The organism is Paraburkholderia fynbosensis, from assembly GCF_902859935.1.
Classification (GTDB): Bacteria; Pseudomonadota; Gammaproteobacteria; order Burkholderiales; family Burkholderiaceae; genus Paraburkholderia; species Paraburkholderia fynbosensis.
Genome location: NZ_CADIKI010000015.1, coordinates 118,096 through 143,313, shown reverse-complemented (window position 1 = coordinate 143,313; position 25,218 = coordinate 118,096). Strand labels below are relative to the sequence as shown.

The window sequence follows — 25,218 nt, the reverse complement described above, 5'->3', positions numbered from 1 at the left end:
CCCGCAACTAGAGAGAAGCCATGCGCATCGCCTGCCTGCATACCGCCGACAGCCATATCGCCCTGTTCGACGCGACCGCGCGCGCCGTCTCGCCCACGCTCGAATTGACGCATGAGGTGCGCGCGGACCTGCTCGCAGCCGCGGAGCAAGCCGGCGGCTTGACCGAAGCCATCGCGATGCAAACACGGGCATCGCTACTCGCGCTGCGCAGCGGCTCACATGCTGTGTTGCTCACCTGCTCGACGCTCGGTCCAGCCGTGGATGACGCGCTCGCCAAACAATGCGCACCGGTGCCCGTCGTGCGAACCGATGCGGCCCTCGCGCAGCGCGCGCTCGCGCACGGCGGCAAAGTCGTCGTGCTATGTACCGCCTCGACTACGCTCGAACCCACTGCGAGCCTTTTTATCGAAGCCGCAAAGGGGACCGCCGCGGAGGTCGACGTTCGTCTGATCAGCGGCGCGTGGGATCTGTTCAAGGAAGGAGCTTTGCCGGCGTATTTCTCGGCGATCGCCGCCGCAGCGGACGCCGCTTACGCAGATGGCGCAGATGTCATCGCGCTGGCGCAAGCATCAATGACAGGTGCGGCGGAGCGCGTCACGCGCGGCGCGATACCGCTTACCAGTCCGCAATCCGGCCTTGCCGCCGCCATGGCAGCAGCCGCGCTCGCCGCCGAGGCACTCGAACCGAAGTAAAGACAAGCCCAACCGCCAGGACGGCAGCCCGCGAGCGGCCGCCCCGCGCGTCAATCAATGCGGTGCTTTACCGTTGGGCACGGCGTCGAGCGGTTTGTGCTGTTCTTCGCCGAGTCCCGGGAAGAACGCGTTCCATGCGGCACGCACGCCTTGGGCCGCGGTGGCTTCGGCGGCGATCGAGTCGGTCTCGCCCTCGGCGGCTCCCGATGGGTCCGCGGACAAGCCGCGCCAGTGCGTGAACACCAGCAACGGTTTTTCGGTCCACGTGCCTTCGCCAAATTTCGCAAACGCCGTGTCCCCGCTCGTCAACTGCACCTCGTACCAGCCGTCACGGACGGGTGCGTGGGCGGCAAGCTCAAACCACGGGGTCGGTTCGATTTCCTTCATGTCGTCTCCGGTCAGATGAATCGTCAAAGATTACCAACAACAAAAGCTTTCTTCGCGCCCGAGCCTGACAGCGGCCCGCGACGCGCCGCTCGCGCGATGGTGCGATGCTGCGCACCGGGCATGTCCTGCGGGCGATCCGCCAACGTCGGACAATGTCCGACGCGTCGAAATCGCCGCGCATAAACGACACGATAGCGCGACATGGGGCACGCGGACAAACGCAAAAACTCACTTGCGCGAGATGGCGGCCGGCACGACCGTCGAGACGCCCGTCAGGCGGCTGTCGACGCGGTCTTTGACCCATGTTTCAGCGCGCGCCGCGGCTTGCCTTCCAGTTCGCGAGCGAGCGTGGCCAGCGCGTCGACAGCGGGCGCCAGCCGCTCGGCGGGCGTGTTGCCGTAGCCGATCACCAGTCCGTTCGTTTCAACCCGCTGCTGCAATGCGAAACCGGAAAGGGCACGCGGATTGAGCCCCTTAGCGAGCGCGCGTTCGACGAGGGTTCGATCGGCCACCTGCGCAGGCAGGCGCAACGTCAGATGCATGCCACAGTCGCCGCCCAGAATCCGTGCCCGCGCGAAGTGCGCGGTGAGCGCATCGCGCAGCGCCTGCTGGCGCTCGCGGTATAGACGCCGCATCCGCCCGAGATGCCGCCCGAACTCGCCGCTGTCGATGAAATGCGCGAGCGCCAGTTGCTCCAGCCGATGCCCGCCGCGCAGCATCTCCTGCAACGCGACGGCGGTGTGCTCGGCAATCGCCCGCGGCAACACCACGAAGCCGATGCGCAGCGCCGGAAACATCGTCTTGCTGAACGAGCCGACGTACAGCACCGGGGCGTCGTCGACGAGGCCTTGCATGCTGGCGATCGGCTCCCCGGTGTGGCGGAATTCGCCGTCGTAGTCGTCCTCGATCAGCCACGCGCCGCAGCGCCGCGCCTGCGCGATCAGCTCCAGACGGCGCGCCACCGACAACACCGCCCCCGTCGGATACTGATGCGCGGGTGACGTGTAGATCAGTTTCGGCGGCTGCGCGAGCCACGCGCTGGCAGGCGCGGCCATGCCTTCGGCGTCGACGGGCATTGGCAGCGTGCGCAGATCGCCGAGATTGAACGCGGCCTTCGCGCCGCGATAGCCGGGGTCCTCGACCCACGCGAGGTCGCCGGGATTGGTGAAGAGCCGTACGCACAGGTTCAGCGCCTCCTGCGCACCCTCGGTGATCACCACCTGTGCGCCGTCGCAGCGCACACCGCGCGCCATGCGCAGATGCGCGGCGATCGCGTCGCGCAGCGCCGGTTCGCCGGCCGGCGTGCCGTAGCCAAGGGCGAGCGGCAATGCGCGGTCCATCGAACGTTCGAGCGCGCGCCGCCACGCGCCCAGTGGGAAGCGGTCCAGCGCGGGCGTGCCCGGCGTCAGCGGAAAAGTGTTGTCGGCATGGGTGCGGGTCGCCGCGAACTGGGCGACGCGCGCCGCGTAAGCCACGTCTGGCGCGGCCGATCGAACCGGCGCTTCGCCGCGCGCGGCCGGGCTGGAAAGCGGGCTCACGCGGGTGCCCTTCTTGTCCGCGACCACGTACCCGACGGCGGCCAGATGCTCGTAAGCGATCACTACCGTGTTGCGCGACACGCCCATTTCCGCAGCGAGCAAGCGTGACGATGGCAGCAGGGAGCCGGCGGCGAGGCGCCCCGTGAGGATCGCCTGCTGCAAGCGCTCGATCAACTGCTTTTGTAGCGGCGCGGGCTTCGTCGCGCCGCCGTCGGCACTGCCGGCTTCGGGCGGGCGAGCAAGCGGGCCTATGATCTCGATCATCGCGGGCTGGATCTATCGAAAGGGCTTGTGTTGGATCTTTTTAACATACCACGTTTGCCGTATCGTTCATGATCATCGACACGCACTCACGAACCTTCACGAACCACGGAGAGCAGACATGGAACCCAGACGTAACGCGTTCGACCAACCGATCGGCATGCCCGTGCCGAACTGGAACGGCGCCCGGGCGCCCGGCCGCGAACCGCTGGTCGGCCGCTATTGCCGGATCGAGCCGGTGGACGTCGAGCGTCATGCCGAAGATCTGTACGACGCGTACAGCTCGGCCGCCGATGGCCGCGACTGGACCTACCTCGCGGTGGGTCCGTTCGACAGCCTCGCCGCGTACCGCGAGCATCTGACGCGCGCCGCCGCGTCGACGGACCCGCTGCATTACGCGGTCATCGACCTCGCGACCGGCAAGGCGGTCGGCACGCTGGCGCTGATGCGCATCGATCGGGCGAACGGCGTGATCGAAGTCGGCCACGTCACGTATTCGCCGCGCCTGAAGCGCACGCGCATTGCCACCGAAGCGATGTTCCTGCTGATGAACCACGTGTTCGATGCGCTCGGCTACCGGCGCTTCGAATGGAAATGCGATTCGCTGAACGAGCCCTCGCGCGCCGCCGCGTTGCGCTACGGCTTCACGTTCGAGGGGATCTTCCGCCAGGCGATCGTGTATCGCGAACGCAATCGCGACACCGCGTGGTTCTCGATCATCGATGGTGAATGGCCCGCGCTGCGAGCCAGCTATACGCGTTGGCTCGACACGGGCAATTTCGATGCGCAGGGGCGGCAGGTTGAGCGGTTGGTGGATCTGATCGGGCGGGAGCGGGCGGCGGGTGGCTGAGCGTTGACGCACGCGGTGCGTGGTACCAGCATAACGGGTGGCGGCGCACGCCGCACGCCGCAAAGCATGGCAGGCGAACGGACTTCGCCCTACACTGCGCCGATACGTTTGCACGAGTTTGCGTGAGCGCGTCTCGCGCCTCCTTGCCCCGTCCGTCACCACCCCAGCCGATGAAACCCCGCCTGCGCTACCTCAGCGCACTGCTCATCAACGTCGCCCTGCCCTGGCTCGCCTACCGGCTCGCGCTCCCGCACTGGGGCCAGCTCGGCGCGCTGAGCGCGTCGGCGCTGCCGCTGATCGCCTGGATGAGCTTGGACCTGCTGCGCTACCGTCATTTCGACGCACTCAGCGCACTCGTGCTGGCGGGCATCGCGCTATCTCTGCTGGCGCGGCTCATCCGCGGCGATGCCCGCATGCAGCTGATCGAAGACCCAATGGTGTCGGGACTCGTCGGCGCGTCGTTCCTCGCATCGCTCGTATTGCGGCGGCCGCTGGTGTTCTATCTGGCCCGCTCGACGATGTCGCGCGAAGACCATCGCAGCGCCGCGAGCTTCGAGCGGCACTGGCGAGAGCGCCCGACCCTCGCCGCCTATATCCGCCTGATGACGCTCGTGTGGGGCATCGGCATGGTCGGCGAAAACCTCTTGCGCAGTGCCATCGTGTGGCAATGGCCGAACGATCCGCGTTCGGCGCTCGCCTCAAACCTGCTGCGTTACGGCGTCTATGCCGCGCTGACGCTGTGGACCTTCTGGCTGCGCCGCCGCATCAAGCAGGACGCGCTGCGTTATCCGCGCGATGACGAAGCCCCCGCCAGTCCGCTCGCCAGCCCTTGAACTTCACCGTCACGCCAGTTCAAGAAACCGCGTGAGGCAAGGATTGCGGTTCGCGGGCGACCACGCCAACACCTGTTCGATCAGCGGCGCGTCGACCAACGGCCTGAACACCACGCCCGCGAGTTGCGCCTTGCGCATCGACGACGGCACCAACGCGACGCCCACGCCTTCGTCGACGAGACTCAGGACCGTCTGCTGCAACTGCACCTCGAAGCGGATATCCGGCTCGAAGCCGCCCGAGCGGCAATGTTCGAGGATCGTCGCGCGCAGACTCGGCGCGACGTCCTCGGACGCGAGCACGAACGGCTCGCCCGCCAGTTGCCCGATCTTCAGACGCCGCGCGCGGGCGCGTGGATGGCTGCGCGACAGCGCGACGCACAACGGCTCGCTGAGAATCGTGCGGGTGGCAAGGCCCTTGTCGGGCACGTTCGGGAACATGATGGCCGCGTCGATCTGACCGGCGAGCACCTGCGCGGCGAGATCGTTCGACACGACTTCGCGCAGATTCAACGCAACCTCCGGATACGCGACGCCGAAGACCCGCGCATAGCCGGGCACGACGCTATACGCGGAACACATCGTGAAGCCGATCGAGAGCTTGCCCGCGTCGCCGTGCGCGGCGGCCTGCGCATTGCTGACCGCCTGTTCCACCGACGCGAGAATCGCCTTCGCGTCGGCGTAAAAGCGCTCGCCGGCCGCGGTCAGCGTGACGCTGCGCGGGCTGCGCTCGATCAACGTCACGCCGAGATTCGCCTCCAGCGCCGCCAGTTGCCGGCTCAACGGTGGCTGCGACAGGTTCAGACGCGCCGCCGCACGGCCGAAATGGCGCGTCTCGGCCAGTATCACGAAGTAGCGCAGCGGCTTGATATCGATCACGATGCACTCCTGCCGGATGCCGATGCAAAAAAGGTATTGTCGGAGCCAGAAAACAGTATTGGATTGTATCAACGCAAGCCACTACGCTCGCGGATTGTCTGTCCGATCACACTTTCCGCACCGATGTTAGCCACCCTCGAGATTCTGCTTCCCGTCTTCGGCCTGATTTTCGCGGGCTTTGCATGCCGCCGCAGCGGCGTGCTCGGACCGAACTCTGCGTCGGAACTGAATCGCTTCGTGGTCTGGCTCGCGCTGCCCGCCCTGCTGTTCGACACGATGGCGCACGCCACCTGGCGGCAGTTGTACCAACCCGCCTTCGTCGCGACCTTTTCGATTGCGTGCGTCAGCGTGTTCGTGCTGATCCTCGCAACGCGGCTGCTGAGCGGCCAGCATCTCGCCGACGCCAGCGTCGATGCGATTGCGGCGTCGTATCCGAACACCGGCTATATCGGCTTTCCGCTCGGCATGATCGCGTTCGGCCAGGCGAGCCTGACGCCGACCACGATCGCGACGATTCTCGTCGCTTGCGTGCTGTTCGCGTTGGCGATCGTGCTGATCGAAGTCGGCTTGCAGACCGAACGCACACCGCACAAGCTCGGCCTGAAAGTGCTGGGCTCGCTCGCGCGCAATCCGCTGATCGTGTCGCCGATCGCGGGCGTGCTGTTTGCGAGCCTGCACGTCGCGATGCCGGCGAGCGCGGAGACATTTCTGAAACTGCTGGCCGGCGCGGCGAGTCCGTGCGCGCTGGTGAGCCTCGGCCTGTTCCTCGCGGAGAAGCGGCCATCGGGTGCTGGTGCTGGTGGCGTTTCGCTGCTGCTGAGCGGCGTCAAGCTGCTGGTGCAGCCCGCGCTGACGTGGTGGCTCGCGGCGCGTGTGTTCGGGCTATCGTCGATGCTGGTGGAAATGGCGGTCGTGCTGGCCGCGCTGCCGACCGGCACGGGACCGTTCATGCTCGCGGAGTTCTACCGGCGTGAAGCACACATCACGTCGCGAACCATTTTGCTGTCGACGGTGGGCTCGGTGGTGACGTTGTCGTTGCTGCTGCTGGTGATGGGCCATCGCACCTGAGCCGCCGCGTACGGTGCGTGAATCTTGCTCGCCGTCAATCGAAGCACGGGCTGCAACTGGTACGCAGATCGGCGGCACGCACCTAGGCGCAGCACGCCGACGCTATCGCCCGAGCGCTCCCGCCGGCACGCGCGACGCGGTTCCTGCGACGACGTACACCTCATCCCCACCTCGCGCTATGCTTCGCACACGGGCCGGCCAGGCCCGCGATCCCGACACGCGAAGCGCGACCTTCTCGACCCGCCGTGCCCAAAGCCCGCCCACCCGAACTCCACGACGATGCCGACGCCCGCTCGCTCGCGCGTCACTATCCGCGCGGCCTGCGCATCGACCCACATTCGCACACGTGGGCACAAGTGCTGTATGCGGTATCCGGCGTGATGTGGGTCGAAGCCGGCCGGGAAGCGCTCGTCGTGCCGCCGCAGCGCGCGGTCTGGCTGCCGGCCGGCACGGTCCACTCGATCCACATGATGAACGACGTGGAGATGCGCAACCTCTATCTGCATGAGCGCAATGTCGGTCATCTGAGCCGGCGCAGCGACGTGTTCGAGGTCAACAGCCTGCTGCGCGAGCTGATCACGTCCATTGCCGACCATGAGCGCACCCGCGCGCGCGATCAGACCTATCTCGACGCCGCCTACCGTCTCGCCATGCTGGAACTCGCGCACGCGCCGCGCTCGTCGCTGCGCATCGCGCTGCCCGATGCGTCGGACCGGCGGCTCGAAGCACTATGCCGCGCGGTGATCGACAACCCGTCGATCGCGATCAGCTTCGAGCAGCACGCGGCGTCGGTCGGCGCGAGCGTGCGCACGCTCGCGCGGCTCTTCACGCGTGAACTCGGCGTGGGCTTTGCACAATGGCGGCGCCAGGTGCAACTGGCGGTGGCGGTGTCGGGGCTCGCCGAGGGACGCCCGGTTAGCAGCATCGCGCGCTCGCTTGGATTCCAGCCAAGCAGCTTCAGCGACATGTTCCGGCGTGAACTGGGCGCACCGCCGACCGGCTTCGGCCCTGGCGGGACGTTGAGTGAGGCGGCAACCGAGGAGTCGCGGGAAGAGGCGGGAAGAGGCGGGCAACAGCAAGCGTTGAAGAGGCCGCGCCCTGCACATCACCGCAACCACCCATTGTCCGAAATTCGAAAGCGCTTGTCCTGACGCCCGCGTGCCAGTCACCTAGACTACGCTCATCCCGCCGCACGGCGCAGCGTAAATACCCACCTGGAGCGACCCGCGATGAAAGCGATTCAGTTCAAGTCTTTTGGCAATCCGGAGGTGCTCGACTACGTCGACCTGCCGACGCCGCAAGCCGACGCAGGCAGCGCCGTCGTGCGCATCATGGCGGCCTCGGTGAATCCGAGCGACGTCAAGAACGTGTCAGGCCATTTCGAGCACACGGTCCTGCCGCGCACGCCGGGGCGCGACTTCAGCGGCGTGGTGGTCGATGGTCCGCCGGCGTGGCTCGGCGCCGACGTGTGGGGCACCGGCGGCGACATCGGCTTCACGCGCGACGGCACGCACGCGGAGTTCATCCGCATCCCGCTCGCCGGGCTGTCGCGCAAACCGGCCGCACTGACCCACGCCGAAGCGTCCGCGATCGGCGTGAACTTCGTGGTCGCATGGCTCGGCACCGTCGAGTACGCGCAATTGCGGGCGGGCGAAACCATCGCGGTGATCGGCGCGGGCGGCGGCGTCGGCGGCGCGGTGGCGCAGATCGCGAAAGCGCGCGGCGCGCGCGTGATCGCCGTCGATCGTCATCCGCTCGACCCGAACACGCCGGCAGGCCGCCTGACCGACGACTACGTGCCGTTCGACGAACACGTCACCGAGCGCCTGCGTGAGTTGACCGGCGGCGCGGGCGCGGACGTGGTCTACGACACGGTAGGCGGCGTCGCGTTCGAGACCGCGCTGAGCCTCGTCAAACGGCGCGGCCGCGTGCTGGAAATCAGCGGGACGGGCAAGCGTCGCGTCGAGTTCGATCTGATCGACTTCTATCACAATGAGACCCAATTGCTCGGTGTGGACAGCGCGAAGCTCGGTGTCGCGGAATCGGCGCCGTTGATGACGGCACTCGTCGAAGGCTTCGAAAGCGGCAAGCTGACCGGGCCTGCCATCGCGCAGGAGTTTCCGCTCGAACAGGCGCGCGAAGCCTATCAGGCAGTGGCCGGCGGTACGCGCGGCCGCGTCGTCATCCGCATGTGAGCGCCATGGCGGCCCGCCTCCCGCAGAAGGACAACGGAAATGAAAGCCTATTTGCTCTCGCTCGCCGCTGGGGTGGTGGTCGGGCTGCTCTACAGCATGATGGAAGTGAAGTCACCCGCGCCGCCGGCCGTCGCACTGGTCGGGCTGCTCGGCATGCTCGGCGGTGAGCATGTGATTCCACTCGTGCGGACGTGGCTCGCGTCGGGTATTCACTAGAGCGCTTGCGCCTGTGCTGACACCCATCCCTTTTCCGTCGCCGCGCGCCACACGTTAAGATTGAGCCCCTTGCGCCGGCGCCCGGCCCGGTGACGAAGAAAAGCATTGCCTCGGAGAACTGCATGTCAGCAGAATATGAAGTGCATGGTCCGCACGACCATGCCGTCGAACACGCCGGCCGCCACGACGCGGACCCGTTTGCAAGCCGCATGGCCGTGATGACGGCGATCCTCGCGACGATCGGCGCGCTGTGTGCGTACCAGAGCGGCAACAGCGAAAACCTGGCGCTGTTCTACAAGAACGAAGCCGCGATCAAAAAGACCGAAGCGTCGAATCAGTGGAATTACTACCAGGCGAAGGGCGAGAAACAGAACCTCGCCGAACTCGGCGCGGCGCTCTCGGCGGGCAATAGCGACGCCCACGCGAAATTCCTCGCCGACGTCGACAAATACAAGCAGCAGAAAGCGCCGATCCGCGAGAAGGCCGAAGCAATCGAAAAGGAAGTCGTGGACAATGACAGCCGAAGCGAAACGCTGCTGCACGGCCATCATCGCTGGGCGCAAGCTACCCTGCTGATCCAGGTGGCGATTGCGCTATCCGCGATCACCTTGCTGACGCGCAAGAACTGGCTGCGCAATCTGTCGTTCGCCGTGGCGGCGGCCGGTGTGGTGACTGCCGGCGTCGCATTTCTGGCAGCTTGAATTTCACTCGGGCCTGCGCTGCGCACGCGTGGTTCGCTCGGCGCGCCGTGCCGCAGGTGCGCAATCGGGAGTGTCGTATGGTTGATGGTTCCGCCGTTCTCGGCGTTTTCTCGGTGTACATCGCCGGCGTGGTGATTCCCGGCCCGAACTTCGTCGCGGTCGCGCACAAGGCTGCGTCAGCTACGCGTCTCGAGGCGCTGGCTGTGGTCGCCGGCATCGTGCTGGTGAATCTGTTCTGGGCGACTTGCGCGATCCTCGGCGTCGGCATCGTGTTCGCCGCGTTCCCGTGGCTCGCGCTCGCGGTCAAGGTGGCCGGCGCCGCTTACCTGATCTGGTTCGGCGGACGGTTGATCGTCAATGCGTCGGCGGGCAAGCCGGCCCCCACGGTCGATGCGCCGGCAGGCGGCTTCCGCCAAGCATTCGCGCAAGGTTTCGCGACCAACATCGCGAATCCGAAATCGATGGCATTCTTCGCCGCGGTGTTCTCGTCGGCGGCGCCCGCGCATGTGAGCGTCGGCACGTTTGCCGCGATGCTCGGCATGGTGTGCGTCGTCGCGAGCAGCTGGTACGGCTTCGTCGCGCTGACGCTGTCGCATGCGCGAATCGCGTCGGCGTACCGGCGCAGCAAGGCGTGGGTCGATCGAGTGTGCGGCGGCCTGATCGTTGCACTGGGCGTGCGTCAGTTGATCCGCTAGCCCGCTCGCCGACGCTTCAATACGGTTTTCAATGCGCGAGGCCGCGCGCGCGTTCGAGCAGCAAGTCGCGCTCGCGTGCATTGCGCGTCATCGTGGCGGCGCGTTCGAACTCGGCGCGCGCTTCTTCAACGCGTCCGAGTTTCATCAGCAGATCGCCGCGCACGCTGGGCAGCCAGTGATAGTTCGCGAGCGCCGCATCGGCGGCAAGCGCGTCGACGATCTCAAGACCGGCAGCCGGTCCGAACGCCATCCCCACCGCGACCGCGCGGTTCAGCTCGACCACCGGCGACGGCGCCACCTGTGCAAGCGCGTCATATAGCGCGACGATCTGCGCCCAATCGGTATCTTCGGCGCGGCGGGCGCGCGCATGACACGCGGCCAGCGCGGCCTGCAACGCGTACGGACCGCTCGCGCCGCCCAGCGCGTGCGAGTGGTCGAGCGCGGCGAGTCCACGTCGGATCAGCAACGGGTCCCAGCGGCTGCGATCCTGATCGAGCAGCAGCACCGGACGGCCCTGCGCATCGGTGCGCGCGTGCGTACGCGAGGCCTGGACCTCCATCAACGCAACGAGGCCGTACACTTCGCTCTCGCCTGGCACGAGGCCGACGAGCACGCGTCCGAGCCGCAACGCTTCCTCGCATAACGCCGGACGCATCCAGTCGTCACCGGCCGTGGCCGAATAACCTTCGTTGAAGATCAGATAGATCACCTGCAGCACCGACGCAAGCCGCGGCGCGCGCGCGTCCGCTTGCGGCACCTCGAACGGCACCTTCGCCGCGGACAGCGTGCGCTTCGCGCGCACGATCCGCTGGGCGATGGTCGGCTCGGGCACGAGAAACGCGCGCGCGATTTCGTCGGTGGTCAGGCCGCCGAGCAGGCGCAGCGTGAGCGCAACGCGCGCGTCCGTCGACAGCACCGGATGGCACGCGGTGAACACCAACCGCAGCAGATCGTCGCCGATATCGTCGGCGCGCGCGGCGTCGAGGCTATCGACGAAGTCCGGCACGACGTGCGCCTCGCGCGCGTCGAGATCGTGGCCCAGCTCCTCGCGCTTGCGCGCATGCAGCGCTTCCTGCCGCAAGCGGTCGAGCGCACGGTTCTTCGCGGTCGCCATCAGCCACGCTCCCGGATTGTCGGGCACGCCCGCAGCGGGCCAATGTTCGAGCGCGGCCACGAGCGCGTCCTGCGCGAGTTCTTCGGCAAGGCCCACGTCGCGCACGATCCGCGCGACGTGGGCGATGACCTTGGCGGACTCGATCCGCCAGACTGCCTCGATGGCACGATGGGTGGCCTGCGTCGTCACGGCCTCAACCCGCTGCCTGCGCGTTCGGGTCCATGTAGATCAGCTCCCAGATATGCCCGTCGATGTCTTCGAAGCCATGCCCATACATGAAACCGTAGTCCTGTGGCGCGCGCGGCACCGTGCCGCCGGCGAGCGCCTTGGCGACCAGCGCATCCACCTCGCCCCGGCTCTCGCACGACAGACCCACCAGCGCCTCGGTGCTTTCCTTTGGATTGCAAAGCGACTTGCGCGTGAAGGATTTGAACAGGTCCTTGACCAGCAGCATCGCGTAGATGTTGTCGCCGAGGATCAGACAGGCCGCCTGCTCGTTGGTGAACTGCGGCTCGAAGCTGAAGCCGATCGTGCTGAAGAAGGCCTTCGAGCGTTCGAGATCGTCGACGGCGAGATTCACGTAAATCTGCTTGTGCATGACGAAGTCCTTTCAATGCTTTGTGGGCGGGGCCGCCTTGGGCCGAGAATCAGCCGGCCCCGTTCGACTCAGCTCGCCTCGGCCAGCGTCTTCAGCTGGCTCAGGCCATTCTCGAAGTCCTTGCCGACCATCCGGTCCATGCTGACGAACACCTGCGCCAGCTTCGACAGATACGGCGCGGGACCGTGCATCGCCCAGGTCACCTCGGTGGCGTCGCCCTCCGGCCTCAACGTGAACTCGGCCACGTTGTGCGCTTCGAATGGCGTGAGGATATCGAGCTTCATCGTCACGTTCGACGCGGCCGTCGTATCGACGATTTCCATCTGCCCCTCGCCGAGCTTTTCGCCCTGCCACGCATAGCGCGCGCCCTTGCCGTCCGGCGTGCCGCTGTACGTGCCTTGCGCCGTGGGGTCCTTGCGCAGAAACGGATTCCACAGGTTGAACCGGTGCAGGTCGTCGATCAGCGCATAAATCCGCTCGGGCGGCGCCTGAATGCGCACGCTGCGTTCGATCCGGAAGCTGTCGGGCCGGGTCGCCGCGTACGCGAGCAGCAGGGCCACTGCCACAAGCACGACGAGCGGCGAGTTCTTGAGCATGATGGTTCCTTTCGGAGGCGTGGTTCGGCTCCATGTGGAATTCGCACAGGAGCGGCGCGCCGATCGGCAAGCACGCCGGCTCGCGGCTCAGCGCCGCGACGCTTCCAGACCACGAAACCGATCCACCTCGGGACCGGGTTCGAAATCGTCGAGTTCGAACAGTTGCCGCACTTCGATTTCACCATCGGCCTGCTCGCCGAACGGCGCCGGAAAACGCCGCGCCCATTCCATCGCCTCTTCTCGCGAGCGCACCTGGATCAGCGTATAGCCCGCGATCAGTTCCTTGCTCTCGGCGAACGGGCCGTCGACGACGGTGCGGCTGCCGCCGCTGTAGCGGATCCGCCAGCCTTTCGAACTGGGCTGCAAACCCGTGGCGTCGAGCAGCACACCGGCTTTGGCGAGTTCTTCGTGATACGCGCCCATCGCGGCCATCAAGGATGGTTCCGGCATTTCGCCGGCTTCGCTGGCGGCCGTCGCTTTAACCAGGATCATGAATCGCATCGCCGTTGCTCCTTTTTTATCGGGTGAAGAGCCTTGTGCATGGCCGGCTCCTTACACACACGACGAGCAATACGCGGCAAGATCGACACTGTTGCCGACACCCCAGGGAAAACCCCGGGCACGAGGCAGCCGCGAGACGTTGTCGATTACATGAAACACGGTCCGAGCTTGCGGACTTCCACCGTACACCACGACGCCGCCGGGCAGGCTTGCGCGATCGCCACCGCTTCTTCGCGGGTTTCACAATTGAGCAGGAAGAAGCCGCCGATCATTTCCTTCGCTTCGGCGAACGGGCCGTCGAGCAGTTTCGGCTGTCCGTCACGAACCTGCACGCGCACGGCATCGCTCTGGGAAGTGAGGGATTCGACCGCGAGCAGTTTGCCGCGCTCCTTGAGGTCGGCGGCGAAATGCACCATCCGGTCATAGACTTCGCGCCCCGCCGCTTCACCGCGCTCGACACGTTGATTAGGGGGTTCGACGATGAGCAACATGTAAGACATGGTGTCTCCGATTGATCACACCGCTCACGGCACCCTCCGGCGGGAGCCGGGTGGCAACACACGCGCTGGCGGCAAAGAGGGGAGAGCCAGTCTAGCAAGCGCGGATGACACCCGCAAACCGGATGCGCCGCGCGCACCGCCGTTCGGCGTGCTCGTTACGGAGACTCGTAGCGATCAGAGCGGTACCGCGTATGCAGATCTGACATACGACGACTGATGCGCGTCGAGCGCGGGAAATGCAATCGGCGAATACAAAAAACGCCCCGTGGGGCGTTTTTTTGCTGTGCCGTGCTCTGCTTTGCAGGGAGCACTACGGCGTCTCCGACTTTCAGACCGCCGCTTCCGCCAGAACCTGCGCCTGCGCGGAGCGCATCAAGCCTTCAATCATTCTCGCTTCCGCGCTCGCAATCTCGCTCAGCGAGGCAGCCGACAGTTGCTCGTCGAGAATCGCCAGCGCCGTACAGAGCCGCGCGTATTCGTGGTCCTCGAGAGTCCACTTACCGCCTTCGTGTTCGCGCGTGTCGAGCCGAACCATCGCTGCATGGGCGCTCTCGATGTCCGCAAGCACGTCCTCGCCGACGCCAAGACGCGCCAGTTCCTGCGACACCAGCAGATGCCGGCTCAACGTCGTGTGGAGCGCCCGCGAACCTTGGCCGCGTTGGAACGCGTCGAGGGCCGCATAGCTCTGCAGCAGCATGGCCGCGGTGACCGGTTCGTGCGCCGTACGGCTAAAGGTCAGCGCACGCAACAGCGGGGACATGGCCGATTGGCCGTGTTTGCGGGCTCGCGATTTACTGGACATATCGATTCAACCTCCTTCACTCACTTCGTGCTTCGCCACCGAATTCTCGTGCCCCGGTCATCGACCACCGATGCGCTTGCGGCTCGACAGGCTCTAATGTGAGTCTGCATCGCCGTCGTGGCAAGCAACTTTTCGTCTTACGTGCCGCAATCCGACGTCGGATTGCGCGCGGCGGCTTGCGACGCGCGGCCGACCGATGCCGAACCGCATCGCGAACTGCAATGCCCGCATATCGGTTCGAAGCCCGCAAATACAAGTGCGCGATGCATACCGGCGAAAAAAAACCCTGTTCCCGCAAAGGAACAGGGCCGGACAGGATGGAACAGTCGTACATGCGCGTGGATGCCTGTCGACCTCTAACCACCTAAACCTTATCGAGCTGTTGCTACGTAAATTGCTGTCTTACCGCCAATGCCGGTCCTGCGTGAACCGCTGTTACTTGAGGATGCTGCCGCTCCGATCACCAGCGTTATTGCTTTTGCTATCGTTGTTTCCGCTGCGACTTTCACTGCCACTGCTGATGCTGTCTGAACGACAACCGCATCACAGCCCGGTCCTTCGACTTCGACTACACCTGGCTGCAAACCCCCTGCTGCTTCGCGCATATCGTGTGGATTGCGCGTTGTTGCATTGCTTCTACTGCCTACTGCCTTACTGCCCTGCCGCGTTCGACGACCACGGCAAACTGCCATCAACGGTACGGTTCAAAACAACGCGGGGGATGACCGCGTCGATGGGCTCGGTGTTTTGTCGCGCCATGGAAAACAGTGTATGCGAGTGCATCCGCACGCAATTGCGCGAACCGAGGGGCTTTGCCGGCCTAATTTGGCGAATCGATGTAACAGGGGGTTTTGGTCGGAGGTGTGCGGCGGCCGACGCTCTGGCGCAGACGGCGACTGGTGGCAGCGATGGGACCGGGCGGGCGAAAAGGAGTACGACAACAAACACACGTGCGACGGCACGATCGCCGTCGCACGCTTTCAGTTCAAACGCGCGCGCAAAGCGGGCTCCCCAACAGGCCACCCCACCGCGCGCATGAGATCGACCCGAAGAACATCAACCGCGCGCGGCAAAGTCGCTGATCGTCAACAACACCTTTTCGCCGGGGCGCGCGAGCAGTTTTCTCTCCGCGACCGCTGTGATGCGTTTGCGTCCGTCCGCGAATGTCTTCAGAACCCGCGCCTCAGCCGCGCCGCGTTGCAGCCAGAAATGCGCTTCCAACGCCTCACGCGTGACGGCGCATTCGAGGTCCCGTCCTCGCGTCGAAAGCTGGAAAATCACCGCACGTCCGTCCGCAGAGACGCTGGGTTCAAGTTCGACAACTTCCATGGCTCACCTCGCAAAGTTCGTTAAACCGTTCGCCGTATTGAACGAACGTCACCGAAAAAACCGAATGAAACGAATACCGCCACCGCACGTGATCGCCCATCACAGCGGCCCATGAACAGGCGGACGAGCCGTCACGCATGCGGCGGCCACCGCTCGCGGCAAACGCCACACGTCTGCGCAAAGCGCAAACCACCTCTGTGTCAGGACAAAAGACGGACGTGACGCTTTGCCATCGACTCCGCGCATGTCAGCGTGTGATTTCGGGTTCCGCATTTTTCGTTCTTATGCAAGCCGGCACCGCTTCCCTACGTTCCGGCGCCTGCCTGCGAGAAGCGGAACCGGCTCGGGCCAGCATGACGCGGATGAGACAGAAGCAAAGCACATGCCACCTACCCTTGCCCGCCTCACGTTGCCGGCCGCGCGATCCATGCCTGACGCCCGCGCGCCCAACATGTCGGCTCGCAAACATCGGCCGCGCCTGAAACAGCGCAGCTCGACCAGCACCGCTCCCGGTCGGGCGGACGCCTGTCCGCGAGAGCGAGCGTTCGCATGGATCAGTGAAGTGGAAAGACGAAAACATAACCGCGTGGTAAAAAAGCGCTGCTGGCGCGACAATTCACGACCATTCTTACTCACCGCCCGCGCGGGAAACGTGCGCGTGGCAACGTTACCGACATGTCCGTTCAAGAACCTGCCCTGACCCTGCGCCCTGCGCTTGGCGACGACGAGAGCTTTCTGTTCGAACTGCGCAAGGCGACGATGACGGAACACCTCGCGCGCGCCGGCGAACCGACGGACGACGTCGAACATCGCGCGCGTCTGCTGCATCGGTATGACACGGCGCGGGTCATCTGTATCGACGGGGTGCCGGCCGGCCTGCTGAAGGCGCATCGCACCGACACCGAATGGGTGGTCGTGCAACTGCAGATCACGCCGGCGCTGCAAGGCCGCGGCATCGGCGAACGCGCGCTGCGTACGGTCTTGCGCGCCGCTCAGGACGATGCGTTGCCGGTCACGTTGAAAGTGCTCAAGGGCAATCCCGCGAAACGTCTGTACGATCGGCTCGGCTTCGAGATCGTCGGCGAGGATGATGCACAGTTTTACATGAGGCGCGCAATGCGCGCGTCCACGGATACCGAAGCAGAATGAATGTCGGATAAAGACTGATGCCAGCCGATACCGACTCTACGTGATGGACTCAGATATGACCTTTCGCGACACCTCCGCCATCGACAGCTGGCACGCCCATATCTATTTCGATGCGAACAGCCGCGACGCCGCCTGGACCTTTCGCGAGCAGATCGAAGCGCATTGGGGCGGCCAGTTGCAGATCGGCCGCTTTCACGAGCGCCCGGTCGGCCCGCATCCGATGTGGTCGTATCAGCTCGGCTTCACACAGGCGCAGTTCGCCGATGTGGTCGGCTGGCTCACGCTGAATCACGGCGCGCTCGACGTTTTCCTGCATCCGAATACCGGCGACGCGCTGCGCGATCACCGCGACGCGGCCGTGTGGATCGGCCGCTCGTACGAGCTGGTGTTGAAGTCGCTGATGTGAGCCGCGCCACACCGACCCGCACGCTCAAGTGCTCACATAGTCGAATACGAACTGCACCAGCCGCGCGCGGCGACCTGCTTGTCGCCGAATAGCGTGCAGCCGCCATAGGCGTCCGTCGCCGCGCCCTGGAACAGCGAGCAGCTGGCGCACGTTTGTCCCGCAGCGAAGCCGGGAAATTTCGCTTTGTCGACCTTCGAGGCGTCTTCCACATAACCCACGGCTTGTGCCTTGGGATCGGTTTCGCCGAGCCGGTTCACGGTGGCGGAAAAAGCGGCTTGCGACAGCACGAGCGATGAGCCGACGCCCGCGCTCAGCAGCAGAAAATGGCGGCGCGATGTTTTCATGATGTTCCGATGGAAAGTGGGGGGCGCTAAGCAGACGTTTTTTATTTGCCGATCAATCGAGAAATCGCGTGAACCGTTCGACCGGTTCGCGCTCGGTGCGCAGCGTATTGACGAGAGCGGCTTCGTCGGCGAAACCGAGCGACATGCCGCACACCAGCTGCTCGTCTTCCGGCAAGCCGAGATGCTCCGCAATCACCCGATGGAACTGCGTGAACGCGGCCTGTGGGCAGGTATGGAGACCACGCCCGCGCGCGGCCGTCATGATCGCCTGCAGGAACATGCCGTAGTCGAGCCAGCTGCCGCGCTCCATCACGCGATCGATCGTGAAGAACAAACCCACCGGCGCGCCGAAAAAGCGATAGTTTTGCGCATGCTGTTCATGCATGCGCGCCTTGTCACCCTTTTCGATGCCTAGCAGACCATACAGATCCCAGCCGATCTTGCGGCGCCGGTTGAGATACGGCGACACCCACCGCTGCGGATAGTACGGATATTCCTCGTGATACAGCGCGTCGCGCTGCGGATCGTCGTAGGCGGCGAGCAGATCGCGCGACAGACGCGCGAGCGACTCGCCCGTCACGACATACACCTTCCAAGGCTGCGTGTTGGTGCCCGAGGGCGCGCGGCTGGCGGCTTCGAGAATGGCCTCGATATCGGCGCGCGGCACCGGTTCGGGCAGAAACGCGCGAATCGAACGCCGCGTCATGAGCGCGGCATCGACGGGATTGGCAGGTGTGGGCATCGGCGGATTCCGGCAGAGGCGGCAACATGACGGTTTGCGAAGATTCTAGCGCGAGCGCACGCTGTTCCGCTTTGGCGCCGGCAAGGCATGCATGCGTGCGTGGACCGGCGTCGCTCGTTGGCGCGGCTAGCTCAGCGGCGCCTTCAGCGCATCGATCAGATCGAGCACCTCATACGGCTTGCGCAACGAGATCGCGTGCGGCAAGACCTTGCGCTGCTCCGGCGTGAGCGCGAGATCGTAGCCCGTCAGAAAGATCACGCGCAGATCGGGCCGCTCGCGGCACACATCCATCGCCAGATCGACGCCCGACTTGCCGGCCAGCCCCACGTCGGTCAGCATCACGTTGATCGCGTGCTCGTTGAGAATCCGCTTCGCATCCTGCTCGCCTTCGGCTTCCAGAATGTCGAAGTCGAAGGTCCGCAGCAACTCGGCGGTGCTCATGCGGATCATCTCGTCGTCTTCCACGAGTAAAATCCGCATGCGTGCCCCCACGGCAAAACGATCGGCGTCCGCCGCCGCAAGCGGCGCATCGATGTGCAGAAGCTGGCGCTCGGCCTCGGAGAATTCAGCCGCCTGCGGGTTCTGCGACTGCAGCACGTAACGGAACTTGCGCGCCAGCGCTTCGTGCGTGTACGGCTTGCTGAGCAGTTCGATGCCCTCGTCGAGCCGCCCGGCATGCACGATCGCGTTGTCGGTGTAACCCGATGTGAACAGCACCGCGATCGTGGGCAAGCGTTCACGGGCCTTGCGGGCCAGTTCGGTGCTGCGCAACGGACCCGGCATCACCACGTCGGTGAAGAGCATGTCGATCGGCACGCCGCTTTCGACGATCGCCAGCGCGCTCTGCGCATCCTTCGCCTTCAGCACGCGATAACCAAGATCCGACAACATCTCGACCACGGTAGCGCGCACTTCCTCGTCATCTTCGACGACCAGGACCGTTTCCGTACCGCCCTTCGAGGGACCGGCATCGACATTCGTTTCGAGGTCTTCTTCCTCGCGCACGCGCGGCAGATAAATGCGGATCGTCGTGCCGTGCCCTTCTTCGCTGTAGATCTTCACGTGGCCGCCGGACTGCTTGACGAAGCCGTACACCATGCTCAGGCCGAGCCCGGTTCCCTGGCCTTCCGGCTTGGTCGTGAAGAACGGTTCGAACACCCGCTCGCGCACGGTCGGCGACATGCCGGAACCGGTGTCCGTGACCGCCAGCATCACATACTGGCCCGGCGTGACATCCACGTTGCGCCGCGTGTAGGCGTGATCGAGCGCGGCGTTGCCGGCTTCGATCGTGAGCTTGCCGTGGCCGTTCATCGCGTCGCGCGCGTTGATCGCGAGGTTGAGCAGCGCATTCTCGACCTGGAACGGATCGACCAGCGTATTCCACAGCCCGCCCGACACGATGGTCTCGATCTCGACGCCGTCGCCGAGCGCGCGCCGCAGCATGTCGTCGAGTCCGCGCACGAAGCGGCCGAGATTGACGACCTTCGGCGCGAGCGGTTGACGCCGCCCGAACGCCAGCAGTTGCGACGCGAGATTGGCGCCGCGCGCCACACCCGCCAGCGCATTGCGGACACGTTGCTCGGGCTTCTCGGCACCGGCGACGTCTTTCGCGAGCAATTGCAGATTGCCGCCGATCACTTGCAGCAGGTTGTTGAAATCATGCGCGACGCCGCCCGTGAGCTTGCCGATCGCTTCCATCTTCTGCGCCATGCGCAGCGCTTCTTCGGCGTGCCGCAGCGCCTCGGTGGTTTCCTTGTCGGCGGTGACGTCGCGACCCACGCCGTGAATCAGCGAAGTGGCGGGATCGAGCGCGAGCGTCCACGCGACCCAGCGCCATGTGCCGTCGATCCGCTTGAAGCGGTTTTCATAACGCACCGGCAGACCGGTGCGGCGCAGTTCGGCGAGATGCGCGCTGACGACGCCGACGTCGTCGGGATGGACCAGATCGAGATACGAGCGCGACATCAGCCAGTGCATGTGATGGCCGAGCGCGCTGCTCCACGACGGACTCACACGCTGCAGGCGTCCCTCGATATCGGCCACCACCAGCAGGTCCTCGCTCAGTTCCCAAAGGCGGTCGCGCTCGGCCACCGTTTCGATCACGCGGCGCTCGAGCGTCTCGTTCAGTTCGTGCAGTGCGCTTTGCGCCTTGGTGCGTTCGGCGATTTCCCTTTGCGCGGCCTCGTAGAGGCGTGCATTGTCGATGGCGATCGCGGCCTGCGCCGCGATGCCGGCCACGATCCGCTCCGCGCGCGGGGTGAACACGCCGGGTTCCGGATGACCGAAGAACAGCCCGCCGACCACTTCGCCATTACGCGACTGCACCGGCGCGGCCAGATAGCTGCGCACCTTCAGATGACCTTCTGGCATGCCGCGATATGGCGCGTTGTGGCCGTAGCGCGGGTCCTGCGTGATGTCGTCGACGCGCACGATGCCTTCGCCCGTGAACGTGGGACCGAACACCGCCGTGTTGCGCGGCATCGGGAACTGCTCGAACGCGTCCTGCGGCACGCCCGACAGCGTGTACAGCATGTAGCTGCCGCCGCTGTCGTCGAGCACGTTGTAGAAGAACGAACCGAACGCGGCGCCGGTCAGTTCGGTGGCGGCGTCGGTGACGATCTGCACGGCGCGTTTCAGATCGAGCTCTGCCGCCACGGTCGAGCCGACCCGATTGAGGATTTCGAGCGTGCGCGACTCCTCGCGCAGGTTCATCTCGGTCTCGCGACGCAGCCGCGCGAGTTGCAGATTGCCCGACACGCGAGCCAGCAGTTCGCGCGACGAGAACGGTTTGGTCAGGTAATCGTCCGCGCCGTGCTCGATGCCGTCGACGAGCGCTTCCTCGCCCGCGCGGGCCGACAGCATCAGCACCGGCATGTCGCGCAGGAGCGGATCGGCGCGCAGTTGGCGCAGCAGGCCGAAGCCGTCGAGACGCGGCATCATCACGTCGGACAGCACCAGATCGGGCGGCTCCGCACGCGCGGCTTCGAGCGCCGCCTCGCCGTCGGCGGCGAGGCGCACGTCGTGGCCCGCCGCACGCAGGATGCGGCTCATGTATTCGCGCAGATCCGCGTTGTCGTCGACGACCAGCAGGTGCGCGCCCACAGACCTCGATTCACCGGGGCCGACAACCGAAGCGGATGCCGAGCCCGAGGCCGCCGTCTCGTCGAGCAATTCGTGCTCCGGGCTCCAGCGCAACGCGGCATCCACATAGGTGCGCGCGTGCTGGCTCATCGCCGCATGCACGGCGGTGTCGCCGGTCGGCGCCAGCATCGCCCCGCGCGGTAGCACGACGGTGAAGCACGTGCCCTCCCCCAACCGGCTGTCGACCACCACGGTGCCGCCATGCAGCTTCACCAGTTCCTGCACCATCGCGAGGCCAATGCCGCTGCCCTCGACCGAGCGGCCCGGCGCGCCCGCCACCCGATGAAAACGTTCGAAAAGCCGAGGCACTTCTTCTGCCGCAATGCCGATACCGCTGTCGGTCACACTCACTTCGACGCCGCCGCCTTCGAGCGCGCGAACCGTCACCCTGATCGTGCCGAAGAACGTGAACTTGTACGCGTTCGACAGCAGGTTCATCACGACCTTTTCCCACATCTCGCGATCGAGCTGCACGATCACGGGACTCGCCGGCATCTCCAGTTCGAGCCGTAAGCCGGCCGCCTCGATCGCGGACTGGAATAGCGACGCGAGTTCGGCGGTGAACGACGCGATGTCGGTGGGCTGCGTGTGAATCTGCATGCGTCCCGCCTCGATGCGCGAAAAATCGAGCAGCGCATTGACGAGCTTCAACAGACGCAAGCCGTTGCGATGCGTGATCTCGATCAACGCGCGGTCGTCGACGTCGGCGCCCGGCTTGTTGTGCGCGTCCGCTTTGGCGGCAAGCTGCGGCCGCGCGAGCAGTTCTTCGAGCGGGCCGAGCATCAGCGTCAACGGCGTGCGGAATTCGTGGCTGATGTTGGGGAAGAACGTGGTTTTCGCGCGGTCGATTTCGGCCAGCGCTTCCGCGCGCCGCCGCTCTTCCTCGTAGGCCTGCGCGTAGCCGATCGCGGCGCCGATCTGGCCAGCGGCCAGGTTCAGGAAGCTGCGATACGCATCGTCGTAAAGACGGCAAGGATTGAGGCCCGCGATCAGCACCACCGCATGGGTCGTTTCGCTGCCCGCCGACACCGGCAGGATGACCGCCTGCTCCGGCGCGAGATGCCACGGACCGGCCGGCAACGCAGTGCCGAAACGCTGCGTCAGGCCACGCACCATCTGCGGCGCCTGGACCTTGAGCACGTCGGCGAGCGGCCAGCGCGCAGCGCCGTCGACGGGCATCGACTGGGGCGCGCCGGGATGCCCCGGCTCGATGCCGCTCGCGCCGACCAGCGTGGCCGTAGCGCTGCCGGGTTCGACCGCGTACAGCAAAGCGAACGGCAGGTCCTGTGCATTGGAGCGCAGCGCACGCGCGCTCAGCGCGCACGCCTCGCGCCAGTCGCGGCCATCCGGGCTCGCCGCCGCCAGTTCCTTGAGCAAGGCGAGTTGGCGCTCGCCGACCACCCGCATGGTGTCGTCGCTATTCGCGCAGATGATGCCGCCGGGTTCGCCGTCGTCGCCGGGTATCGGGCTGTACGAGAAGGTGTAATAGGTCTCCTCGGGAAAGCCGTTGCGCTCCATGATGAGCAGCTTCTGTTCGACGAAGGTGCCTTCGGCGCCCGTCAAGGCGGTGTGCAACAGCGGCTCGATGTCCGGCCAGATTTCGCGCCACACGACCCGGGTCGGCTGACCGAGCGCGACCGGATGCTTGCCGCCGATAATCGATTTGTACGGGTCGTTGTAAAAGTAGAGCAGCTCGTCGCCCCAGCCGATCCAGATCGGCTGCCGCGACGTGAGCATGATGCGGATCGCGAGCTTCAGGCCTTGCGGCCAGGTGTCGGGCGCACCGAGCGCGGTGCGGCTCCAGTCGTAGGCGCGGATCAGCGCACCGAGTTCGCCGCCGCCGGCAAGAAACGACGGCGCGGCCGGACCGGCGTGCGGTATATCCGACAGGAAGCGGTCCGGCTCTTTCAACGCGATCTCCTCGGCGCGGCAGGTCAAAATTCGTGCGACCACTATTTCAAAACCAGTGCCCGATACGACGGATGACTAACGATGGCGGCGCACTCGTAGTAGCGCGATTCTCGCATGCAGCGGGTTGCGGGAGGAAGGGAGATGAGCGCGAGGACCCGAAACAGCGGAGGTTTGAGCGCCGCGCGCCGACGCATGGGTCGGCCAAGCGGATGGCATCGGTCAATGATGCAATGCGTCGCGGGCAATGCCGGTAAAACGCAGGTAAAACGTACTTCGACGCAGGCTGCGCCCAAGGCTAACTTCACGGTCGGGCGGCGAGCGCCGCCCGCCGGTTTCCTTCAGCTTCCTTCAGACAGGCAAGGCCTGGGTCACATCAAACTCATGCACACCGCGGCGGCAATCGAGCCTAGCATCAGCACCACGGCTACCGTCTTGCGCTTGTTCAACTCCGTCCACAGCAGCACGCCGGTGAGGGACAGCAGAATGAGGCTGCCCGCGAGCGTGTCGATCAGCAGCACCCAGCCGACGCTCAAGCCGACGCCCTTGTGCAGATTCGTCAGCATCGCGAGGAAGGTGTTTTCGCTGCGCTTGACGGTCACATAGCCATTGCCGAGCCAGTATTCGGCCGACGTATTTTCATGTGGCGATGCGAAATTCAGCTGCCAGCGCTCGGGCTGGACGACGCTGCGCTCGCCCCACGCAACCGGATGCGCAGGCTCCGTCTGCACGCGCCCCGGGTTGCCGGCGATCTTCAGTTCGTGCTTGAGCCACTTGCCCAACTCACGCGGCGTGTCCGGCGCCGGTTGCGGCAACGGCACCTGCAACACCGACACTTGCGGCTCGCCCGTCGACACTCGCAGCGGGCCGCCGCGATGGTTCAGAAAGAACCCCGTGGTGCCGAACAGCAGGCCGAGCGCCGCGCCCCACAACCCCACCCAGCCATGCACCTTGCGCAGCCATTTGATGAAGCTCGCGCGGCGCGAGCGCTGCTGCCGCGACCTCAGTTCGCCGTTGTCGAGCCATTGCGGCTCGCGCGCGGCCCGATCCACGCCCGCCGTCGATTGTCTGTCGATAGTGTCGGGGACGCTCACGTTTCGCTCCAGGTACGCAGTAGATTGTGATAACAGCCGACGAGGCTGCGGCGTGCGGTGTCGTCGGCGTGGGTGGCATTCAGGCGTTGAATCGCGGTGTCCATGTCGAACAGCAGCGCACGTTGCATATCGCTGCGCACGAGGCTTTGCACCCAGAAGAAACTGGCGATGCGCGCGCCGCGCGTGACCGGCGTGACCTGATGCAGACTGGTGGCCGGATAGACGATCATGTCGCCCGCCGGCAGTTTCACCTGCTGCACGCCATAGGTGTCTTCGATCACGAGTTCGCCGCCGTCGTATTCGTCGGGTCCGCAAAGGAACAGCGTCACCGAGACATCGGTGCGCAGCTTCACGCCGTTGGGCAGCACGCGCACCGCACCGTCGACATGGCTGCCGAACTGCATGCCGCCTTCGTAGCGGTTGAAAAGCGGCGGATACACCTGGTTGGGCAACACCGCGCTGATGAAGAGCGGATTGCGCTCGATCGCCGCGAGAATCACGTCGCCGAGTTCGCGCGCCACCGGCGTGTGCTCGGCGATCTGCTGGTTGCGCTTGACCGGCGCGCCCTGATAACCGGCGGTCGCGCGACCGTCGACCCAGGCTTCGCCGGCCTGCTCTAGCCGTTCGCGCACGAAGCGCAAGCGTTCGGCGTCCAGTACTTTCGGAATCTGCAGCAACATGA

General features: G+C 65.5%; 26 protein-coding genes. 11 read left to right on the top strand and 15 right to left on the bottom strand.

Annotated features, from left to right (window positions below; translation table 11 throughout):
• Positions 1–20: 20 nt before the first annotated feature.
• Positions 21–692 carry an aspartate/glutamate racemase family protein gene (locus tag HV770_RS24025; RefSeq protein WP_175163654.1) on the top strand — a complete coding sequence of 224 codons (672 nt, stop codon included), beginning with the start codon at positions 21–23 and terminating at the stop codon, positions 690–692.
• Positions 693–746: 54 nt separating this feature from the next.
• On the opposite strand, the gene HV770_RS24020 is transcribed toward HV770_RS24025, so the two are convergent.
• Positions 747–1,079 carry a hypothetical protein gene (locus HV770_RS24020; RefSeq protein ID WP_175163652.1) on the bottom strand — a complete coding sequence of 111 codons (333 nt, stop codon included), beginning with the start codon at positions 1,077–1,079 and terminating at the stop codon, positions 747–749.
• 272 nt (positions 1,080–1,351) lie between these two features.
• A complete protein-coding gene (pdxR, locus tag HV770_RS24015) occupies positions 1,352–2,881 on the bottom strand; it encodes a MocR-like pyridoxine biosynthesis transcription factor PdxR (RefSeq protein ID WP_175163650.1) in 1,530 nt (509 codons plus the stop codon).
• 118 nt (positions 2,882–2,999) lie between these two features.
• Between pdxR and HV770_RS24010 the strand changes: the two genes are divergently transcribed.
• On the top strand, positions 3,000–3,728 hold the full coding sequence (locus HV770_RS24010) for a GNAT family N-acetyltransferase (RefSeq protein WP_175163648.1): 729 nt from the start codon (positions 3,000–3,002) through the stop codon (positions 3,726–3,728).
• A 170-nt stretch (positions 3,729–3,898) separates the two neighbouring features.
• The gene (locus tag HV770_RS24005) at positions 3,899–4,561 is read left to right on the top strand and encodes a VC0807 family protein (protein ID WP_175163646.1); all 663 of its coding nucleotides are present in this window, start codon (positions 3,899–3,901) and stop codon (positions 4,559–4,561) included.
• A gap of 9 nt (positions 4,562–4,570) precedes the next feature.
• On the opposite strand, the gene HV770_RS24000 is transcribed toward HV770_RS24005, so the two are convergent.
• Positions 4,571–5,437: a LysR family transcriptional regulator gene (locus HV770_RS24000; RefSeq protein ID WP_175163644.1), complete on the bottom strand. Its 867-nt coding sequence runs from the start codon at positions 5,435–5,437 to the stop codon at positions 4,571–4,573.
• A gap of 123 nt (positions 5,438–5,560) precedes the next feature.
• Here HV770_RS24000 and HV770_RS23995 point away from each other — a divergent pair, with 123 nt between their 5' ends.
• The 6 genes from HV770_RS23995 to HV770_RS23970 all read left to right on the top strand — a co-directional run bounded on the left by HV770_RS23995 (position 5,561) and on the right by HV770_RS23970 (position 10,312).
• Complete coding sequence (locus HV770_RS23995; RefSeq protein ID WP_175163643.1) at positions 5,561–6,505, top strand: AEC family transporter; 945 nt, start codon at positions 5,561–5,563, stop codon at positions 6,503–6,505.
• A 245-nt stretch (positions 6,506–6,750) separates the two neighbouring features.
• Positions 6,751–7,656 carry an AraC family transcriptional regulator gene (locus HV770_RS23990; protein ID WP_246291127.1) on the top strand — a complete coding sequence of 302 codons (906 nt, stop codon included), beginning with the start codon at positions 6,751–6,753 and terminating at the stop codon, positions 7,654–7,656.
• Positions 7,657–7,734: 78 nt separating this feature from the next.
• On the top strand, positions 7,735–8,700 hold the full coding sequence (locus tag HV770_RS23985; protein WP_175163641.1) for a quinone oxidoreductase family protein: 966 nt from the start codon (positions 7,735–7,737) through the stop codon (positions 8,698–8,700).
• A 39-nt stretch (positions 8,701–8,739) separates the two neighbouring features.
• Positions 8,740–8,916 (top strand): DUF1427 family protein, encoded by a 177-nt coding sequence (locus tag HV770_RS23980; RefSeq protein WP_121319541.1) that lies wholly within the window; start codon positions 8,740–8,742, stop codon positions 8,914–8,916.
• A gap of 122 nt (positions 8,917–9,038) precedes the next feature.
• Positions 9,039–9,617, top strand: coding sequence for a DUF4337 domain-containing protein (locus tag HV770_RS23975; RefSeq protein WP_121319543.1), 579 nt, complete (start codon positions 9,039–9,041; stop codon positions 9,615–9,617).
• Positions 9,618–9,694: 77 nt separating this feature from the next.
• The gene (locus HV770_RS23970; protein ID WP_175163639.1) at positions 9,695–10,312 is read left to right on the top strand and encodes a LysE family translocator; all 618 of its coding nucleotides are present in this window, start codon (positions 9,695–9,697) and stop codon (positions 10,310–10,312) included.
• Between the two features lie 28 nt (positions 10,313–10,340).
• Here the strand turns inward: HV770_RS23970 and HV770_RS23965 are convergent, their stop codons facing one another.
• From HV770_RS23965 to HV770_RS23935, 7 genes are all read right to left on the bottom strand, one after another.
• Positions 10,341–11,615, bottom strand: coding sequence for an RNA polymerase sigma factor (locus HV770_RS23965; protein WP_175163637.1), 1,275 nt, complete (start codon positions 11,613–11,615; stop codon positions 10,341–10,343).
• 4 nt (positions 11,616–11,619) lie between these two features.
• Entirely contained in the window at positions 11,620–12,024 is a 405-nt protein-coding gene (locus HV770_RS23960; protein WP_175163636.1) for a VOC family protein, read from the bottom strand.
• Between the two features lie 68 nt (positions 12,025–12,092).
• Complete coding sequence (locus HV770_RS23955; protein ID WP_175163634.1) at positions 12,093–12,620, bottom strand: SRPBCC family protein; 528 nt, start codon at positions 12,618–12,620, stop codon at positions 12,093–12,095.
• A gap of 87 nt (positions 12,621–12,707) precedes the next feature.
• On the bottom strand, positions 12,708–13,121 hold the full coding sequence (locus tag HV770_RS23950) for a YciI family protein (protein ID WP_175163632.1): 414 nt from the start codon (positions 13,119–13,121) through the stop codon (positions 12,708–12,710).
• A 146-nt stretch (positions 13,122–13,267) separates the two neighbouring features.
• Positions 13,268–13,621, bottom strand: coding sequence for a YciI family protein (locus HV770_RS23945; protein ID WP_121319555.1), 354 nt, complete (start codon positions 13,619–13,621; stop codon positions 13,268–13,270).
• Between the two features lie 328 nt (positions 13,622–13,949).
• A complete protein-coding gene (locus HV770_RS23940; protein ID WP_175163630.1) occupies positions 13,950–14,423 on the bottom strand; it encodes a hypothetical protein in 474 nt (157 codons plus the stop codon).
• Positions 14,424–15,479: 1,056 nt separating this feature from the next.
• Complete coding sequence (locus tag HV770_RS23935) at positions 15,480–15,752, bottom strand: DUF1488 family protein (RefSeq protein ID WP_175163629.1); 273 nt, start codon at positions 15,750–15,752, stop codon at positions 15,480–15,482.
• Between the two features lie 675 nt (positions 15,753–16,427).
• Here HV770_RS23935 and HV770_RS23930 point away from each other — a divergent pair.
• Both HV770_RS23930 and HV770_RS23925 read left to right on the top strand, forming a co-directional pair.
• Complete coding sequence (locus HV770_RS23930; RefSeq protein WP_175163627.1) at positions 16,428–16,901, top strand: GNAT family N-acetyltransferase; 474 nt, start codon at positions 16,428–16,430, stop codon at positions 16,899–16,901.
• 55 nt (positions 16,902–16,956) lie between these two features.
• Entirely contained in the window at positions 16,957–17,307 is a 351-nt protein-coding gene (locus HV770_RS23925; protein ID WP_175163625.1) for a DOPA 4,5-dioxygenase family protein, read from the top strand.
• Between the two features lie 32 nt (positions 17,308–17,339).
• Here HV770_RS23925 and HV770_RS23920 read toward each other — a convergent pair whose 3' ends face one another.
• The 5 genes from HV770_RS23920 to HV770_RS23900 form a co-directional block, all read right to left on the bottom strand.
• Positions 17,340–17,651, bottom strand: coding sequence for a high-potential iron-sulfur protein (locus HV770_RS23920; RefSeq protein WP_175163623.1), 312 nt, complete (start codon positions 17,649–17,651; stop codon positions 17,340–17,342).
• 52 nt (positions 17,652–17,703) lie between these two features.
• Positions 17,704–18,393 (bottom strand): nitroreductase, encoded by a 690-nt coding sequence (locus HV770_RS23915; RefSeq protein WP_175163621.1) that lies wholly within the window; start codon positions 18,391–18,393, stop codon positions 17,704–17,706.
• Between the two features lie 126 nt (positions 18,394–18,519).
• Complete coding sequence (locus tag HV770_RS23910; RefSeq protein ID WP_246291126.1) at positions 18,520–23,445, bottom strand: response regulator; 4,926 nt, start codon at positions 23,443–23,445, stop codon at positions 18,520–18,522.
• Between the two features lie 368 nt (positions 23,446–23,813).
• Positions 23,814–24,536, bottom strand: coding sequence for a PepSY-associated TM helix domain-containing protein (locus HV770_RS23905; RefSeq protein ID WP_175163619.1), 723 nt, complete (start codon positions 24,534–24,536; stop codon positions 23,814–23,816).
• Entirely contained in the window at positions 24,533–25,216 is a 684-nt protein-coding gene (locus HV770_RS23900) for a Fe2+-dependent dioxygenase (protein WP_175163617.1), read from the bottom strand. The genes HV770_RS23905 and HV770_RS23900 overlap by 4 nt, the downstream gene beginning before the upstream one ends.
• Between the last annotated feature and the right edge of the window lie 2 nt (positions 25,217–25,218).

Bases quoted from the DNA above. Each gene is read 5' to 3' on its own strand.
- HV770_RS24025 (WP_175163654.1), top strand. From the start codon at position 21: ATGCGCATCGCCTGCCTGCATACCGCCGACAGCCATATCGCCCTGTTC.
- HV770_RS24020 (WP_175163652.1), bottom strand. From the start codon at position 1,079: ATGAAGGAAATCGAACCGACCCCGTGGTTTGAGCTTGCCGCCCACGCA.
- pdxR (WP_175163650.1), bottom strand. From the start codon at position 2,881: ATGATCGAGATCATAGGCCCGCTTGCTCGCCCGCCCGAAGCCGGCAGT.
- HV770_RS24010 (WP_175163648.1), top strand. From the start codon at position 3,000: ATGGAACCCAGACGTAACGCGTTCGACCAACCGATCGGCATGCCCGTG.
- HV770_RS24005 (WP_175163646.1), top strand. From the start codon at position 3,899: ATGAAACCCCGCCTGCGCTACCTCAGCGCACTGCTCATCAACGTCGCC.
- HV770_RS23995 (WP_175163643.1), top strand. From the start codon at position 5,561: ATGTTAGCCACCCTCGAGATTCTGCTTCCCGTCTTCGGCCTGATTTTC.
- HV770_RS23985 (WP_175163641.1), top strand. From the start codon at position 7,735: ATGAAAGCGATTCAGTTCAAGTCTTTTGGCAATCCGGAGGTGCTCGAC.
- HV770_RS23980 (WP_121319541.1), top strand. From the start codon at position 8,740: ATGAAAGCCTATTTGCTCTCGCTCGCCGCTGGGGTGGTGGTCGGGCTG.
- HV770_RS23975 (WP_121319543.1), top strand. From the start codon at position 9,039: ATGTCAGCAGAATATGAAGTGCATGGTCCGCACGACCATGCCGTCGAA.
- HV770_RS23970 (WP_175163639.1), top strand. From the start codon at position 9,695: ATGGTTGATGGTTCCGCCGTTCTCGGCGTTTTCTCGGTGTACATCGCC.
- HV770_RS23960 (WP_175163636.1), bottom strand. From the start codon at position 12,024: ATGCACAAGCAGATTTACGTGAATCTCGCCGTCGACGATCTCGAACGC.
- HV770_RS23955 (WP_175163634.1), bottom strand. From the start codon at position 12,620: ATGCTCAAGAACTCGCCGCTCGTCGTGCTTGTGGCAGTGGCCCTGCTG.
- HV770_RS23950 (WP_175163632.1), bottom strand. From the start codon at position 13,121: ATGCGATTCATGATCCTGGTTAAAGCGACGGCCGCCAGCGAAGCCGGC.
- HV770_RS23945 (WP_121319555.1), bottom strand. From the start codon at position 13,621: ATGTCTTACATGTTGCTCATCGTCGAACCCCCTAATCAACGTGTCGAG.
- HV770_RS23940 (WP_175163630.1), bottom strand. From the start codon at position 14,423: ATGTCCAGTAAATCGCGAGCCCGCAAACACGGCCAATCGGCCATGTCC.
- HV770_RS23935 (WP_175163629.1), bottom strand. From the start codon at position 15,752: ATGGAAGTTGTCGAACTTGAACCCAGCGTCTCTGCGGACGGACGTGCG.
- HV770_RS23930 (WP_175163627.1), top strand. From the start codon at position 16,428: ATGTCCGTTCAAGAACCTGCCCTGACCCTGCGCCCTGCGCTTGGCGAC.
- HV770_RS23925 (WP_175163625.1), top strand. From the start codon at position 16,957: ATGACCTTTCGCGACACCTCCGCCATCGACAGCTGGCACGCCCATATC.
- HV770_RS23920 (WP_175163623.1), bottom strand. From the start codon at position 17,651: ATGAAAACATCGCGCCGCCATTTTCTGCTGCTGAGCGCGGGCGTCGGC.
- HV770_RS23915 (WP_175163621.1), bottom strand. From the start codon at position 18,393: ATGCCCACACCTGCCAATCCCGTCGATGCCGCGCTCATGACGCGGCGT.
- HV770_RS23900 (WP_175163617.1), bottom strand. From the start codon at position 25,216: ATGTTGCTGCAGATTCCGAAAGTACTGGACGCCGAACGCTTGCGCTTC.